This window comes from Sphingobacterium sp. UBA6645 (assembly GCF_002455685.1).
In the GTDB taxonomy this organism is placed as follows: domain Bacteria; phylum Bacteroidota; class Bacteroidia; order Sphingobacteriales; family Sphingobacteriaceae; genus Sphingobacterium; species Sphingobacterium hotanense.
On record NZ_DKLH01000048.1, the window covers coordinates 40640 to 57250 of the forward strand.

Below are 16611 nucleotides of genomic sequence, written 5' to 3' on the forward strand. Positions count from 1 at the left end.
CTATATTCGATCCTATAACCTTTACTAAAAAACTGAATTATGAGAAAAGACTACTTGTTTTTCTTGGCAGTATCCGCGGCACTCAGCCCAACGCTTCTGCACGCAAAAATTCCGATCAAAACTTATCATGAGTTTAAGCTTCAACAGGCGCAAACCTTTGAGGTTCGTGGGCAAGTTGTATCCTCGGAAAGCAACGAACCACTCGCAGGTGTAACCATATCTGTGGCAGGCTCTACAAAAAAGACAGCAACTGATGAACAAGGTAATTTCACAATCGAAGTGAAACAAGGGGATAAACTATCCTTCAATATGTTGAACTTCAGTACTTATGAATATACCGTCACACGAGCTGAAAGCAATTTACAAATTAAGCTTCAAAGTACTACTGCTGACTTAGATGAAGTTGTGGTCATTGGATACGGTACGGCGAAGAAGAGCGATCTGACGGGTTCCATAACCCGAGTGGATGCAAACCAATTTAAAAATCAACCGACAACACAGTTGACAGAGATGCTAAATGGTACAGTTGCGGGTTTTATTTCCAACCAGAGTACTCGCGCTTCCGGCGAAAGCGATATGGAAGTACGCGGGCCGAAATCATTGAATGCATCCACTAGCCCAATGATCGTATTGGATGGAGTGATTTTCAATGGAAGTATTGCGGATATCAATCCTTCAGATATTGAAACGATGGATATCTTGAAAGATGCGAGTTCAACGGCGGTTTATGGTGCGCGAGCAGCAGCAGGTGTTATTCAAGTAACGACTAAAAAAGGCGTTACAGGGACTCCGCGAATCACAATGGAGGCTAATTTTGGTGTGGCGAATTTAATGCACGCATTCAAGCCGTACGATGGGCCAGGATACATTCAGTTCAGAACCGACGTTATGCGCGGCTACAATCCAACTAAGCCTAATTTCTACTATAATAATCCAAACAACCTACCTGACGGTGTAACGCTCGAGCAATGGAGAACGGCTAGTAATAATCCGCAAGCAGATAATACCCGCGAATGGTTAAGCCGATTGAATTTCTATGATATAGAAGTGGATAATTATATGGCTGGAAATGAGATTTATTGGCTGGATGAGGTTTTCAGACAAGGTCTTAAACAGAATTATAACTTGAATATATCAGGGGGGGCGGAGAAGGTAAAATACTATTGGTCTCTCGGTTATCAAGATAATGAAGGGATCATGCTAGGTGATGATTTTAATACGATTCGAAGCCGTATCAATACCGATTTTACCATCACAAACTGGTTATCTGCGGGTATCAACGCGCAGTTTGCGGATAAGAATCAAACGCAAATTATCCCGAGTATCAATGCCATGTTCAACATGAGTCCTTACGGAAGTATGTATGATGAAGATGGAAATTTGGTGTGGTATCCGAACAGTTTTGCTGTGGCTACGCCATTGATCAATAACCTCGGTGGTCAGGACCAGAAAAATAAGATCAACAGTTTATTTTCATCTGTCTATATGAATATTAAACTACCGTTTGATATCAATTATAAAGTTTCCTTCCAGCCACGATATGAGTTTGCAAAACTCTATGATTTCTATCCTTCAACTACCGTTACTGGAGGATCGACTTATAAGGATGGGTATGCAAAGCGCGAAGAGGAATCGAGCTTTGAATGGATGCTAGATCATTTAGTTCATTGGAACAAGAAGTTTGGAATGCATCAGCTTGACGTGACGTTGTTATACAGTGCGGAGAAGATCGATAGTTGGCATTCGATTTTAACGAATCAGAGCTTTAGTCCGAATCAATGGCTTGGATATCATGGTATTCAATTTGGATCGGATCATAAAGTAGCGTCAGAAGATAAAAGAGCCACTGGCGATGCAGCAATGGCACGTTTGAATTATACGCTAAACGATAAATACTTATTCACAGCATCTGTCCGTCGTGACGGTTATTCGGCATTTGGGAAAAAGAATCCAAGAGCGGTATTTCCCGCTTTTGCCTTCGCATGGAGACTATCTCAAGAATCTTTCTTCAATGTTGATCAAATCAATGATTTAAAAATACGTGCTTCATGGGGTAGAAATGGTAACCGCTCTATCGGAGAATATGCAGCTTTAGCAACGGTCAATTCAAACCGATATTATAATGGAGTGACGACACAGATTGGGGTTTTCAATAATACGCTTTCGAACTATGATTTAAAGTGGGAGCAAACTGAATCTTACAATTTAGGAATTGACTTAGCCATGTTCAAGAATAGATTAAGTATTACGGCTGATGTTTATGACATGACGACAGTCGATTTGTTGATGAACAGAAAACTGCCCGAGATTACCGGTTATACCAGTATTGTATCCAATCTTGGTAAACTGAGCAACAAGGGTTGGGAACTATCAATCAATACGGTTAACATCGATAGAGAAAACTTAAGATGGAATAGCAGTTTCGTTTATTCAGGAAATAGAAACAAAATTGAAGAACTTTTTGGCGACTTCGGCGAAACGACCATTAGTGGAGTAACGGGTTATCAAGAATTGCCAGACTATACCAACGAATGGTTTCCTGGTCAATCAATCGACGCAATCTGGACCTATAAGATAAATGGAATATGGCAAGCCGAAGAAGCCGAAGAAGCAGCGAAATATGGCTTGAAACCAGGAGATTTTAAAGTGCAAGATCTCGATGGAAACTTCAAATATGATGCGTTAATTGACAAGCAGTTTATTGGATATGAACGTCCTCGTCATCGACTAGGTTTAAGAAACTCGATCGATTTCTTGAAAAACTTTAACGTTACTTTCTTTTTAAGAGCGGAACTAGGTCATCTGGGCAATCTGCAGGAAGCGCAGCGCGCAGGAGGTACCGATACGTATGACAAACGCAGTACCTATGATCTTCCATATTGGACAGCAGAAAACAGAAATAACGATTATCCAAGACTGAATGCTCTAACAACGGTTTTTGGTGGCGGTATACGCACATATAAATCTGCAGCTTTCTTGCGCTTGCAAGATTTATCTTTCTCTTATACCGTTCCTTCAAACACGTTGGAACGTCTTAAAGTTAAGAATTTACGAATTTTCCTAGCGGCGCGAAACGTCTTTACGATAGACAAATGGCCGGGCTGGGATCCAGAAACAGCCTATCCAGGAGCAGATCCGACGACGACATATACCAATGCGTTGAATGCGATGCCTATGCCACGTACATTTTCTGCCGGCGTAAATTTCTCACTATAATTTAAACTGAAATATCATGAAAAAACTAAATATAATCATAGCGGGATTCTTTCTGACGATCATAACGCTCTCTTGTAGCAAATCCTGGCTAGATCCAGAGCCGCTTTCATTTTACACGCCCGAAAATGTTTATCAGGATCCACAAGGCTTAGCTTCTCTCGCTGTCACGTTGAAGAGAGATTTGAAGCAAGAGACGCACAATATGAACAAAGGATTACATAATCTAATTATGGAGTTCGCTGCTTCTGATTTGGGATCCCCTTGGTCACAACTTGATTTTTACAAATTGACTCCGAACAATGATGTGTATTACAACTTCCTGAAAATGTTTGTTTTAATGTTTGAAAATGTGAAGAATTGTAATGTTTTGATTTCAAAATGCGAGACCGTTCAATTTAAAGACGATAATGAAAAGAACGCAATGTTGGCACAGGGGCTATTCTATCGTTCCTATTGGTATTATCGTCTGGTTCATAGTTATGGCGATGTCCCATTTATTGGTGAGGAAATCGAAGGAGCCAAATTAGATTTTCAATCGCATAGTCGCACAGCAATTTTGAAGAAAATTCAAGCAGATTTAGAATTTGCTGCACAATGGCTTCCAGTTTCGGCAGCGGCAGGCGAACTGACCAAAGGAGCTGCTAATCACTTATTGACCAAAGTATATCTCGCGAACTTGGAATTTGATAAGGCTATCGCTACAGCAAGTGCTGTCATCAATGGGCCCTATGCTTTAATGACGGAGCGCTTTGGTAAAGATGCGGCGAACACGTACAGAAACGTAATGTGGGATTTGCATAGGCCTGAGAACGTGTCGCTGGCAAACAATAAGGAAACTATTTTGGCAACAATAGACCGCTTTGAAGCGCCTGCTGATGCTCGTTCTGCCGGCTTGTTCACTATGCGCTACTACGGATGTTCATGGTTTCAGGCACCAGTGCGCGATAGCGAGGGAAAAGCAGGCATGGTTGCGTCAGGGCCTATGTACGACTCATTGGGAAGAGGGAATGCGAATGTGCGCTTGACTGGATTCTACCAATACGATACTTGGTCGTATAAAGGCGCGACATGGAAAACAACGACCGATTTAAGAAGAGCTGATGCGAACTGGGTGGATAATCACGAGTATAAATACAACAATCCGAATTCTAAAGACTTTGGAAAGCCGGTGAACCCTGCGTATTTTGCCGATCCACTAGATACCTTCCGTAGTATTTATGCGATTCCGCATTATAAATTATATGTTCCGGAACAAAATAAAGCGGCCACTCCACAAGGAGGAAATGGCGACTTCTATGTATTTAGATTGGCAGAGACCTATCTGTTGCGTGCTGAAGCTTATTTCTGGAAAGGGCAATTGGATTTGGCAGCTGAGGATATCAATAAAGTTAGAACCCGTGCGAAGGCCTTACCAATGACGGCTGCGGAAGTAACGGTAGATTTTATTATGGATGAGCGTGCAAGAGAGTTGTTTACCGAGGAGCCACGGCATTCAGAAATGGTCAGGATTTCGTTCATCTTAGCGGCGAAGAACCTACAGGGCTATTCCTTAGCGAATTTCTCGGAGAAGAATTATTACTTCGATCGCGTGAAGCGGAAGAATCCTACCTACGATCAGAAAATCTCGATGTTAGGAAACGTGGCTAATATTGCTCCATTCCATGTGCTTTGGCCAATTCCTTCTACAGTGATTACTGCCAATACAAAAGGTGTGATCAATCAGAACAAGGGCTATGATGGAGCTGAAAGAAATGTGCCACCAATTGAAACAATCCCTTAATCGATCAGCTATGAAAATAATCAGTGCAATCCTATTAGGGCTACATTTATCTGCTTCGCCAAATATTGAAACTCCGAAAGTATCGAGCATCGTTGAAATGTGGCAATCCAAAGGCCAGTGGGAAACCCTATTCGATGGAAAAGATGCTTCCAAACATTGGACTAGTGTCAAGGGCGGAGGCTTTCCAACGCAAGGTTGGAAGGTCGAAGATGGGGTTTTGAAACTCGTTCCTGGTCAAAAAGGAGGCGACATCATCAGCAAAAAGGTTTACAGCGATTTCATTCTAGAAATGGAGTTCAAATTGGATAAAAACACCAACTCTGGTGTGAAGTATCTGGTGAGCCCTTTGCAAACGAAGGCTGGAAAGGTTGAACTAAACGGCCCGGAATATCAGATGATCGATGATTTTAACCATGAATCAGTCAAAGGTGGCATCAGTCCAAAGACGGAAACCGGATCAGCCTATTTGCTCTATGCGCCCAATAAGAACAAAGGGCTTAAGCCACACGGACAGTGGAACAAGGCGCGTATCGTTGTCAAAGGCAATTTAGTTGAGCATTGGCTGAATGGTAAGAAGATCTTGAGTTATGAACGCGGTACGGATGAGTTTCGTGCCTTGGTCGCAGGAACAAAGTTTGAAATGTATAGCTCGCGTTATGGAGAAGCAGTTTCAGGACATATTATGCTGACGGATCATCAGGATGCTTCTAGCTTTCGAAATATTCGGATTAAAAGAATTTAAACTATGAAAGATAACCATATTTCCAGAAGGAAGTTTATTGAAAATAGCAGTATTGCCCTCTCGGGGATAGCCGTATTACCGGGTAACCTAAGTCTCTTTGGATTATCAAATGCAGCGAAGAGATTACGGATAGGGGTCATCGGCGTAGGAAGTCGTGGCAGAGGCTTATTAAGCTTACTTAAAGATATCAAAGACGTGGAGGTTGCTGCAATATGCGACCTCCGCGAAGACAATATCCTTGCGGCAAAGAAAATGATAGCCCCCTCTGCAAAAGTCTATAAGGACTATAAAGAGTTAGTAAATGATAAAAAGGTTGATGCCGTTATTATTGCGACGCCTTTGTATCTGCATTATCCGATGGCAGTGGATGCCTTGCAAAATAAAAAACACGTCTACTTGGAAAAGGCTATCTCCTATGATATTCCGCAAGCGATTGATTTAGTGAAGCAAGTGGAACGGTCGGGGATGGTCTTTCAGGTGGGACATCAATACCGATACTACGGATTGTACAAACGCATCAAAGAGATTATCGACAAAGGCTGGCTAGGAAAGGTGCTGCATTATGAATGTCAGTATCATCGTAATTCAAACTGGCGTTTTCCAGTTCCCGCGGGGATGGATGAGCGCTTCGTGAATTGGCGGATGTACAAAGCGTCGAGCGGTGGATTAATGACGGAGCTATGCGGTCACCCTATCGATGTGGTGAACTGGATGGTTGGTGCTGCGCCCTTGCGAGTAACCGGTATTGGGGGAATCGATTATTGGAAAGATGGTCGAGAGAACTATGACAACGTCCGAGTGGTTTATGAATATCCTAATGGCGTAAAGTCTAGCGTTTCTTCCATCTTGTCGAATGCCTATAAGGGTTATGGTATTCGTATACTTGGCGATAAAGGATCAATTATAGTGACGCAAGATCAAGCCCGTTTATTTTCGGAGAACGTGAAAAGAGAAATAGGGACCGTCGATGGCGTGACGGGTGCGACGAAGGCTGTGCATTACGGCGACGGCGAAATAGTAGACTTTTCAGATTTAGATCCATTGAAAAAAGACCCTACTTACTACGCTTTAGTCGATTTTTTCGAATGTATTCGGACAGGGAAGAAGCCTGCTGCGGATGTTTACACAGGCAGAGATGTTGCCATTGCGAGCCACATGGCGAATATTGCGATGGAAACGCATCAGGAACAAGTGTGGAAGCCGGAGTATAGTGTTTAGGTCGTAATTCAATCAACAGTTCAACCTATACAATGCGTCGGAGCATGGAGCAGTATGAAGCCTTGATAAACCCTTTCAAAGCCCAATCAATCCCAACTCGCAATGGTTATGATTGGGGTTTGTATTGGGTTTGAAAGGGCTTTGAAAGGGTTTAAAGCAAATCCAGTTACGACGCCTGCAGGAAGATGCGGTAAACAGTGTTGAACCTTTTTGTGCAGCTACTAAAACATTTTATAAAAAACAATTACCGATAACGGTGCCGTAGATTAGGATAGAAGAGGCTTGGATATCGTCTACAATTCCCGTTTCTTTAATTAAATATCCTACTAACCAAAACTTAATATTATGTCAACAGATAGAAGATCATTTCTTAAGTTATCTGGACTTGCCGGTCTAGGTATTCTTTCCAACAAAGTCTCTGCGAGTCCGTTGGAGGAGCAAAGTAACTATCATCAAATTCTTCGAGAGTCTCAGCAAAGCTATAAGCCAATATTCAATATGTCGGGTTATGCTGCACCAGCCTTATCCACGGTACGTACCGGTTTTGTGGGCGTTGGAAATCGTGGTTCGGCAGCGGTTTACCGTTTGAGTATGATTGAAGGAGTATCCATCAAGGGGATTTGTGATATCCGTGATGAGAAAGCACAAGCGGCAAAAAAGCGTATTGTGACTTCCGGTCATGAAGCAAAGATATATAGCGGTAAGGCGGAGTCGTGGAAGGAGATGTGTCGTCGCGACGATATCGATTTTGTTTATATCGCTACCAACTGGGCACTGCATGCGGAGATGGCTATCTATGCGATGGAACAAGGGAAGCACGTTGCGGTTGAGATTCCAGCGGCAGTGACGATTGAGGAATGCTGGCAATTGGTCATAACTTCAGAACGCACTAAGAAACATTGTGTTATTCTGGAAAATTGCTGTTATGATTTCTTTGAGATGCTAACGTTGAATTTGGCTAGACAAGGCTTTTTCGGTGATATTGTTCACTGTGAAGGCGCTTATATCCACGATATCTTGGAGAGTCTGTTCAAAGACGAGGCGCGATTTGAGAAATGGCGCTTGATGGAGAATGCAAAGCGCAACGGAAACCTATATCCAACACATGGTTTAGGCCCGATTGCTCAGGTTCTGAAAATCAACCGTGGCAATAAGATGGAATTCATGACTTCGATGGCTTCAAATGATTTCTCCCTTCGACCAAAGACCGAAGAGTTGGCAAAAACCAATAAGGAATTTGAGAAGTATCTTAAATATCCGTTTCGTGGCAACATGAATACATCAACGATTAAGAATAATGACGGCAGTACCATTATGCTTCAGCATGATGTAAGTACACCAAGACCTTATTCGCGCATACATTTAATTTCAGGAACAAAGGCTTTTGCGCAGAAATACCCATTGCCTGCGAAATTGGCTATTGGTCATGAAAAATTCATGGATGATGATGAGTTCAAAAAAATTGAGGCGGAGAACACGCCGAAGATCATCAGTCAGATTGGTGAGATGGCGAAAGAAGTAGGGGGTCATGGAGGCATGGACTTTATCATGGACTGGCGCCTGATCGACTGTCTGCGCAATGGCTTACCTGTTGATATGGATGTTTATGATGCGGCTTCTTGGTCGTCTATTGCACCGCTGAGCGAATGGTCGGTAGCGAACGGTTCAAAACCTATTGCTATTCCTGACTTTACGATGGGCCGTTGGAAAGCCAATAAAGTCCACAATATCCATTTGGAAACAGGGGGCAATACCAAAGTATTAAAATCGAATAAATAACTTAAAGCTTAGAGAATATGAATGTAGAAATTTTCCCGGATCGGGAATCTTTAGGGGCTCATGCTGGAGCAAAGGGAGCGGAACTGATTAAAGAAGTTATCCGTGAGAAAGGCGAAGCTAATATCATTTTGGCTACCGGACAAAGTCAGTTTGAGACATTGGAGACTTTGATAGCAGATCAGGAAATAGATTGGTCTAAAATCCGTATGTTTCATTTGGATGAATATATCGGTATGCCGATTACGCACAAAGCAAGCTTTAGGAAATATTTGAACGAGCGGTTTGTTGATAAGGTCGGAACCTTGAAAGAGGTGGTGCTTATTAATGGAGAAGGTGATGCACAAGAAGAGTGCAACCGCTTAGGAGATATTATTATAAATTACCCTATTGATGTGGCCTTCGTTGGAATAGGTGAGAATGGTCACTTAGCATTCAATGACCCTCCAGCAGATTTTGATGTCGAAGATTCTTACCTTGTTGTCGACTTGGATGCTATTTGCAGACAGCAGCAAATGGGCGAGGGATGGTTTAATAGCATCGATGAAGTGCCATTGCAAGCAATTTCGATGTCTATCAAGCAGATCATGAAGTCGAAAAAAATAATCTGTGCTGTACCCGATGAGCGGAAGGCGCTTGCGGTGAAGAACTGTTTGACGAAAGAAGTTTCCAATTTATATCCGGCGAGTATTTTGCAAAATCATCCTGCTTGCTATTGTTATTTAGACAAAGGATCAGCTTCTTTGCTATAATCTTTAAACCTTTAACCTAACTTATGAACGCACAAGTTTTAGATAGACGCACTACCTTAATTTCCATAGGCATCATTGGGACGATGTTCTTTGTCTTCGGGTTTGTATCCTGGGTCAATGCCATTTTAATCCCATATTTTAAGATTGCCTGTGAGCTGACGAATTTTCAATCTTATTTAGTTGCCTTTGCTTTCTATATTTCCTATTTGGTTATGTCTATGCCGTCGTCTTATCTACTCAAGCGCGTTGGTTATAAAAGGGGGATTACGATTGGTTTCTGGATCATGGCTGTGGGCGCTTTATTGTTCGTGCCGGCGGCTTACGGCAGAACATATGCGATATTTTTGCTTGGCTTGTTCACGCTGGGCTCTGGCCTTGCGGTATTGCAGACTGTAGCGAATTTATATATCACGATGATCGGTGAGAAGGAGCGTGCAGCACAGCGTATTAGTATAATGGGGATATGCAACAAAGGGGCCGGGATTCTGGCTCCCCTTGCGTTCTCTTGGGCTATTCTGCGTCCGACAGATAATGAGTTGTTCAAACAGATTCCTTTAATGGATGAAGTGACGAGAGCACAAACGCTCGACGAGCTTATTTTGCGTGTCGTAGTGCCTTATATAGTCGTTGCTGCGGTATTATTTCTGATAGGGCTTTTCGTGAAATATTCACCATTGCCTGAAATTGAGAATCGGGAGGAAGACAAAGATGCCGAGTCGAAGTCTGGCGTTTTTCAGTTTCCCAACTTAGTATTAGGCGCTGTCGCAATCTTTCTGCATGTCGGGACACAAGTTATCGCTATTGATACCATCATTAATTATGCGGGTGCAATGGGGCTTTCCTTGTTAGAAGCTAAGGCATTACCGTCTTATGTATTGACGGCAACGATAATTGGTTATCTTTTGGGTATCACTTTGATACCTGCACTGATATCACAAAAGCGCATGCTTCAAATTTGTTCAATCGTTGGGCTAATCTTATCTTTATTAGTTTGCTTAGTGAGCTATCAAGTGAATTGGCTCGGCCATCATTTGGATGTGTCCATTTGGTTTTTGGCGATGATCGGAGTTCCTAATGCTTTGATATGGGCCGGTATTTGGCCATTGGCATTAGATGGACTTGGCAAATACGCAAAACAGGGTTCCGCTCTCTTAATTATGGGGCTATGTGGGAACGCGATATTGCCGATGATCTACGGATTGGTTGCAGATTCTCACGATGTAAAAACGGCTTATTGGGTATTAGTTCCATGTTTTTTGTATATTGTGTTCTATGCCTTCATCGGGCATCGTTTTAAATCTTGGAAATAATCAACCTAACGATGATCAGTATAATTAATGCAAAAATTATTACCCCTTTTCGAGTTATTGAGAAGGGTTATGTGAGTATTGAAAATGGCCGGATAGTGGCTGTTGAGGAATCAACAGATTGGCCGAAAGCGAGTAGTAATCACGAAATTGTCGATGCGCAGGGGCATTACTTGTCGCCAGGCTTTATCGATATTCATATCCACGGTGGTGGCGGTTCGGACTTTATGGATAACGACATTGATGCCTATCTTAACATTGCAGAAACGCATGCGCGTTTTGGTACGACGGCTATGTTGCCTACCACCCTGACCAGCGAACAAGATTTACTCTTGGAAACGTTTGAGGTTTATGCCAAATCGTTGGAGAAGAATGAAAAAGGAGCGAGGTTCTACGGTTTGCACTTGGAAGGGCCATACTTTGCGATGGAACAACGCGGTGCTCAGGATCCTCGGTATATTCGGAACCCAAAGCCTGAGGAATATGAACCAATTTTATCGAAATACAAGCATTTGATAGCTCGATGGAGCGCAGCTCCGGAATTGCAAGGAGCGTTGACCTTTGGGCAACGGGTCTGCGAAGAGGGGATTTTATTGGCTTTAGCACATACGGATGCGGTTTATGATGAGGTGGTAAAAGGAGTGGAGGCTGGTTATAAATTAGCGACACATCTTTACTCCGGCATGTCGGGGATGACGCGACGGAATGCGTACCGCTATGCAGGTGCGATTGAATCCTGCTTATTGATCGATGATATTGATGTAGAAATTATTGCCGATGGAACGCACTTGCCGGAGCCATTCTTGAAGTTGATTACCAAGGTTAAGGCGAAGAATCAGATTATTTTGATTACCGATGCGATGCGTGCAGCAGGAACTGATGTGACAGAAAGTATCTTGGGTAGTAAAGAAAATGGTCTTGCTGTGGTGGTGGAAGATGGGGTTGCTAAACTTCCGGATCGTAAATCCTTTGCGGGAAGCGTAGCGACTGCGGATCGCCTGATCCGCACGATGACAAAGATAGCCGGGTTGGAACTTAAAGATGCGGTTCATATGCTTACCGTTAATCCTGCGAGAATATTAGGTTTGCAGCATCAGATTGGAGCGATCAGCAAGGGCTTACAAGCTGATTTGATATTGTTTGATGAAAATATTCAGGTTCAAAAAACGATGATAGAAGGTCGCTTCGTTTACGAGAAGTAATAGACGTGGGTTTATTGATTAATTAACATATAGTTGGTAGCCACTTCGAAGGAAGTGGCTATTTTTTTTTGAACGCTAAGTAGAATCTCTTGCAATGAGTCTGCATGGGATAAGTACCGAGCGCGGTTCGAACTGTTTATTTTTGATATGCTTGATCAATAGTTCACAACTTTGCTCGCCAATCTGAAAGGCAGGTTCTTCTACGGTGGTCAAATTGGGCTCTATTACGGTGCACATGGGGTCGTTTGTAAATCCAATAACGCCGACTTCCTCTCCGACACGTTTTTTAGCGTCTTTCAGTGCTTGAATTGCGCCAATTGCCTTGCGGTCGTTGACAGCGAATATCGCATCAGGAAGTTCTTCTAATGCCAGCAATTGCTGAGTGTCGGCATAGCCATGCTGAGGAGAGAATCCGGAATGGATGATGTACTCTTCATAGACGGGAATTTGAGCTTGTTTCAAAGCACTTAAATATCCTCTTAATCTTTCTTGTGTGAATTTGAGGCTTTCCGGCCCCGCTAAGTGAGCGATGCGCTTGTATCCTTTTCGAATCAGATGGCTTGTCGCCAGGAACGCTCCTTCAAAGTCGCTTTGCATCACTTTTGATGCATTGATTTCATTCGGAACGCGATCAAAGAATACTAAGGGGAGGCCTTCCTTTATTAGTGATTCGAAGTGCTCTATGTTGCTGGAATTTGAGGATAAAGATATCAAAAGACCATCAAGGCTTGCGAGGTCCAGGTTTTCGATGAGCTGTTTTTCGCGCTCTTCTTCATCATTGGTCACAAATAGAATGATATTGTAGCCGAGTTGATAGGCTGCTTCCTGTATTCCGGATATGACCGTGCTGAAATAATAGTTCGTAATAAACGGAATGATAACGCCTATGTTTTTGGTGCTTCCGGAGGCTAGTGCGGCTGCATTTTTATTGGGTTTGAAATTGAGTTCTTTGGCCAGCTTGAGTACTTTTTCTTTGGTTTCCGGGTTGATGTCATGCGCATCGCGCAATGCCCTGGATACCGTAGAAACAGAGATGCCCAGCATTTCGGCAATATTCTTGATTCCAAATCCTTTCTTGATCATAAATAGCTTTTAGGTTTTGCCGTAAGATAGCTAACCTGAAGGAAGATTACAAGAGTTGAGGGAGAGGATGGATTCGTTTGAATGGCGATTTTGGGGGAGGATGTATAGCTTTTATATCTAACGAGCGATAAAATATACCCCAGAAATGATTAATGTAATGCCAATTACTTTTGATAGGGTGATAGGCTCATGAAGAAAAAAATATCCGAGGATCAGCGATGCGATGTAACCTAAACTCACGAGGGGGTATGCTCGACTTAGTTCTAATTTGGAGAGTACATCTAGCCAGAATACCAAGCTTAAACTATAACAGAGCAAACCGCCCCATAAAAAAGGAGTGGCACTCAACTGTTTAAACTTATCTATTGCTTGCGTAGCAATGCCTAATAATGCGGCTTTCTTGAGGAGGAGCTGAGCTATCGAACCGAGAGAGATACTAAGGATCAGGCTGATTAAGTATGTTTTCATTTGAAATAGTTATAATGTCCTTTATCAGCATAATTTATCATTGCCTTATCTCCGCTAGTGTCTCCAAAAGCTGTGATCTGATAGGAAGATCTGTCGTTTATTAAATTTTTTATTCTCAGGACCTTTTCGTCGCCATGACAGTTGTTGGATGAAAAATTCCCCGTAAGTTTTCCGTATTCGTCGATTTCTATCTCAGTAGCTAGTATAGTTTCAATATTTAATCGCTCTGCGAAGCATTTCACCCAATTTTGAATGCTTGCCGATACGATGACTTTCTCTGCTTCGGACTGTTCCAAATAGGTCATGGCTGAGGGTCGCATAATTTTCATAAATCGGCTATCACAGTAGGATTTGCAGAGTTTGTTGAAAGTCTGGATATCCATTCCTTTGAAAAAGTGTTTGAAGATCTTCTGTTTAGTTTTGGCATTGGAATAAAGCTTCACTTTCATCAAGAACAGATGGGGTAAATACATTCCAAAGCCTAGCAATAACTTTGCGATTCCAAACTGGAACTTGATCAGATCGACGAAGGTATCCTTGCGGGTTAATGTTCCGTCAAAGTCAAATAACTCGAGATGCTTTTTATTCATTTAAATAGATGATTAGGTAGAAGGATAGGATCCAGAGTAGGAGGCCTGATTGGATAAAGCGATCTTTGAGGAGTATTTCTGTAGGGCTTCCGGTTCTTTCATAAACAAGTGCTAATTGTAAATATCGAACGATTCCGCCTAAAACAAAGATAGTGGTCAAATAGATATGCGGTGAGTTAAAGCGTTCAATTACTTCAGGGGATACGGTGTACATGATATAGCAAACAATGGTTATTCCTCCAAGTAAGCACAATACTTGGTTGATAAACTCTAGGTTATATCGATTAGTATTCTTTCGGAGGACTGTGCCGTTATTTTTTTGTATTACCAAATCGTCGCGACGTTTTGCAAAGCCAATGAAGAGTGTAAGCAAAAAGGTCATGATGATAATCCAATGTGTCAATTCAATATTTGTTGCCGATCCGCCCATTAATATTCTTAAGACGAATCCTTTTGCAATTATCATCACGTCGATAATAGCGATCATTTTTAGAAGGAAACAGTATAAAATATTTAATACGAAGTAACATACAAGTATGAATATTTGTTGCCACATGTTGGTCTGCGACAACAAATAGATTATTGAAAATGCCAAAACAACTAAAACCACGCAGATAATGATTGCTGTTCGGATGGAGACCGCGCCTGAGGCGATTGGTCGATATCGTTTTTTCGGATGTTTACTATCTTCTTCGATCTCCAAGATATCGTTAATACAGTAAATAGCGCTTGCTACGAAGCTAAAAGCGACGAACGCTAAGAGGCAATTCGCTAGTAAATCCTTGTTTCCAAGCTCGCCGGCGAAGAAAAGCGGCAAGAACACAAATAGGTTCTTGGTCCAATGTTTAGGCCTTATTAGTGCGAATAAATTTCCCATGCTCTTATTGCTTTTTGATAGAATCTGCCAGCGATCGAGACCTTAAAGGCTTCGTCTAATTTTATCCCTGCGGGTGAGTAAGTGAGAAAAAAGAAGATGGTAAATATGTATATTCCTTTATGGAAGATCCATTTATACCGTGGATTATACACTGTGGCTGAAATACGATTAGAAAATGGTCTAAGCGCGTTTAACACTCCGGTGTTTTTTGCAATTATTCCTGAGAATTTATCGTATATAAATATGGTAGTTAAGTTCAGGTACGCAAATAGCCTTAAATAATCGCATGACAAGACCGTAAAGAGTGGCAACATCATCATGAAAACAGTTAACCAGATTGTTATAAAGATTTCAAAGTTTTCTTGCTGCGATAATTTAGGGTATTTAAAATTGCAGTTCGCAAATACATAGATTATTACGACGAATATGAGTAAGAAAAAGAAGATGCCCGGAATTCCAAAGTTGTCAGTGTTAAAGAAGTTCAAATCTAAGTGAAATTTGGCAGTTTCTAATGTGTCCCAACCTAGCGCCCTTATTGATAGCATTTTTTCAATGGAAACATCCGCCCCATATTGACTTTGCAAATAGGGGCGCCATGAGTCGAATATGCTATCGGCAATTGTCTTGTCGCCTTTATTTAAGAAATTGATTAAGTTGCTTCCCAACAAGGGTGTTAGTGATACGGATTTCTTAATCCAACCATTTTGAGCATTGATAGGATCCGTAAAAAAATATATTAACAGTTGTATTAGAGCTCCATAAAACAAGATGGCTTCATGTAGGAATATTCCCAGAATAAGTAATGCTTGCCAGTATAGGAGTGAAGAAAGCTTCTTGTTTTTTTGATAATTATATAAATGATAAATCGAGTAGTAAGCGATCAAAAGTAAGAGCGGATCTTTCCGTAATCCTGAGAAATGAGGATGGAAGTAGAAGATACTTACCCCGATAATGGGCAGAGCAGCATAGAATAACGGAATACCGACTCTTTTTAATGTCTTAAGAAATATTACGCTTAACCAAAGGATGCTAATCGTGGATATCGACTTGATAAGCATTTCTGGTCGAAGATCAAATGAAGAATTTATCTGAAAAAGGACTTCTCCAGCAAATCCTCTTCGAACAATACCAGCTTGGTAGTTAACAAGCCATTCCGATAGCGCATCAGTTCCCCACATCCCGTTTAACAGTTCAGTTTGCAGTACCTTAAGACCTAATACGCTGTATAAGATGATTATAAATATGAAAACAATTCGATTAAAGTTCATTGTTAAGAAATTAATCTATAGAAGATGTAAATATGATGTGATTGCAAATATAATATCTTTATTAATTAATTTATAAATTATTAGGTTATTTATGAAAGAGTATCGAAAATCGGCAATCTCTAGGTTTAGTTTGATAGAGAGTTTTCCTTTGATGTAATATGGAATGGATGGTAGTTGTAGATGGCAGAATCTTCGCGCAGGAGAATGAAATTTAGCGTTGGATTATTTTGGAAAACTTTCGGTATGATCCGTTTTTTAAAAATACTGCGCGCTGTTTCGCTGCAAAAAAAACCCTCAAAAACAAAAAAGCCCATCTTTCGATGAGCTTTTTT

13 protein-coding genes are annotated in these 16611 nt (G+C 41.6%); 8 read left to right on the forward strand and 5 right to left on the reverse strand.

What is annotated here, in order from left to right:
- Positions 1-39: 39 nt before the first annotated feature.
- From B2400_RS09310 to nagA, 8 genes are all read left to right on the forward strand, one after another.
- Positions 40-3216, forward strand: a complete 3177-nt coding sequence (locus tag B2400_RS09310; RefSeq protein WP_293932883.1) for a SusC/RagA family TonB-linked outer membrane protein — start codon at positions 40-42, stop codon at positions 3214-3216.
- A gap of 16 nt (positions 3217-3232) precedes the next feature.
- Positions 3233-4996, forward strand: a complete 1764-nt coding sequence (locus B2400_RS09315) for a RagB/SusD family nutrient uptake outer membrane protein (protein ID WP_293932885.1) — start codon at positions 3233-3235, stop codon at positions 4994-4996.
- Positions 4997-5006: 10 nt separating this feature from the next.
- A complete protein-coding gene (locus tag B2400_RS09320) occupies positions 5007-5738 on the forward strand; it encodes a 3-keto-disaccharide hydrolase (RefSeq protein ID WP_293932887.1) in 732 nt (243 codons plus the stop codon).
- 3 nt (positions 5739-5741) lie between these two features.
- Positions 5742-6956 (forward strand): Gfo/Idh/MocA family protein, encoded by a 1215-nt coding sequence (locus tag B2400_RS09325; protein WP_286650449.1) that lies wholly within the window; start codon positions 5742-5744, stop codon positions 6954-6956.
- Between the two features lie 345 nt (positions 6957-7301).
- The gene (locus B2400_RS09330) at positions 7302-8735 is read left to right on the forward strand and encodes a Gfo/Idh/MocA family protein (RefSeq protein WP_286650448.1); all 1434 of its coding nucleotides are present in this window, start codon (positions 7302-7304) and stop codon (positions 8733-8735) included.
- Between the two features lie 17 nt (positions 8736-8752).
- Complete coding sequence (locus B2400_RS09335) at positions 8753-9484, forward strand: glucosamine-6-phosphate deaminase (protein ID WP_293932890.1); 732 nt, start codon at positions 8753-8755, stop codon at positions 9482-9484.
- 23 nt (positions 9485-9507) lie between these two features.
- Complete coding sequence (locus tag B2400_RS09340; RefSeq protein ID WP_149525772.1) at positions 9508-10794, forward strand: sugar MFS transporter; 1287 nt, start codon at positions 9508-9510, stop codon at positions 10792-10794.
- 11 nt (positions 10795-10805) lie between these two features.
- Positions 10806-11993, forward strand: a complete 1188-nt coding sequence (gene nagA / locus B2400_RS09345) for an N-acetylglucosamine-6-phosphate deacetylase (RefSeq protein ID WP_293932892.1) — start codon at positions 10806-10808, stop codon at positions 11991-11993.
- 75 nt (positions 11994-12068) lie between these two features.
- Here nagA and B2400_RS09350 read toward each other — a convergent pair whose 3' ends face one another.
- The 5 genes from B2400_RS09350 to B2400_RS09370 all read right to left on the reverse strand — a co-directional run bounded on the left by B2400_RS09350 (position 12069) and on the right by B2400_RS09370 (position 16279).
- A complete protein-coding gene (locus tag B2400_RS09350; protein WP_286650444.1) occupies positions 12069-13076 on the reverse strand; it encodes a LacI family DNA-binding transcriptional regulator in 1008 nt (335 codons plus the stop codon).
- Positions 13077-13193: 117 nt separating this feature from the next.
- On the reverse strand, positions 13194-13544 hold the full coding sequence (locus B2400_RS09355; RefSeq protein ID WP_293932895.1) for an SMR family transporter: 351 nt from the start codon (positions 13542-13544) through the stop codon (positions 13194-13196).
- Positions 13541-14134, reverse strand: coding sequence for an HAD-IB family hydrolase (locus B2400_RS09360; RefSeq protein WP_286650442.1), 594 nt, complete (start codon positions 14132-14134; stop codon positions 13541-13543). Before B2400_RS09360 ends, B2400_RS09355 begins: the two co-directional genes overlap by 4 nt.
- On the reverse strand, positions 14127-15011 hold the full coding sequence (locus B2400_RS09365; protein WP_293932897.1) for a decaprenyl-phosphate phosphoribosyltransferase: 885 nt from the start codon (positions 15009-15011) through the stop codon (positions 14127-14129). Before B2400_RS09365 ends, B2400_RS09360 begins: the two co-directional genes overlap by 8 nt.
- Positions 14990-16279 (reverse strand): hypothetical protein, encoded by a 1290-nt coding sequence (locus tag B2400_RS09370; protein ID WP_286650440.1) that lies wholly within the window; start codon positions 16277-16279, stop codon positions 14990-14992. Before B2400_RS09370 ends, B2400_RS09365 begins: the two co-directional genes overlap by 22 nt.
- Between the last annotated feature and the right edge of the window lie 332 nt (positions 16280-16611).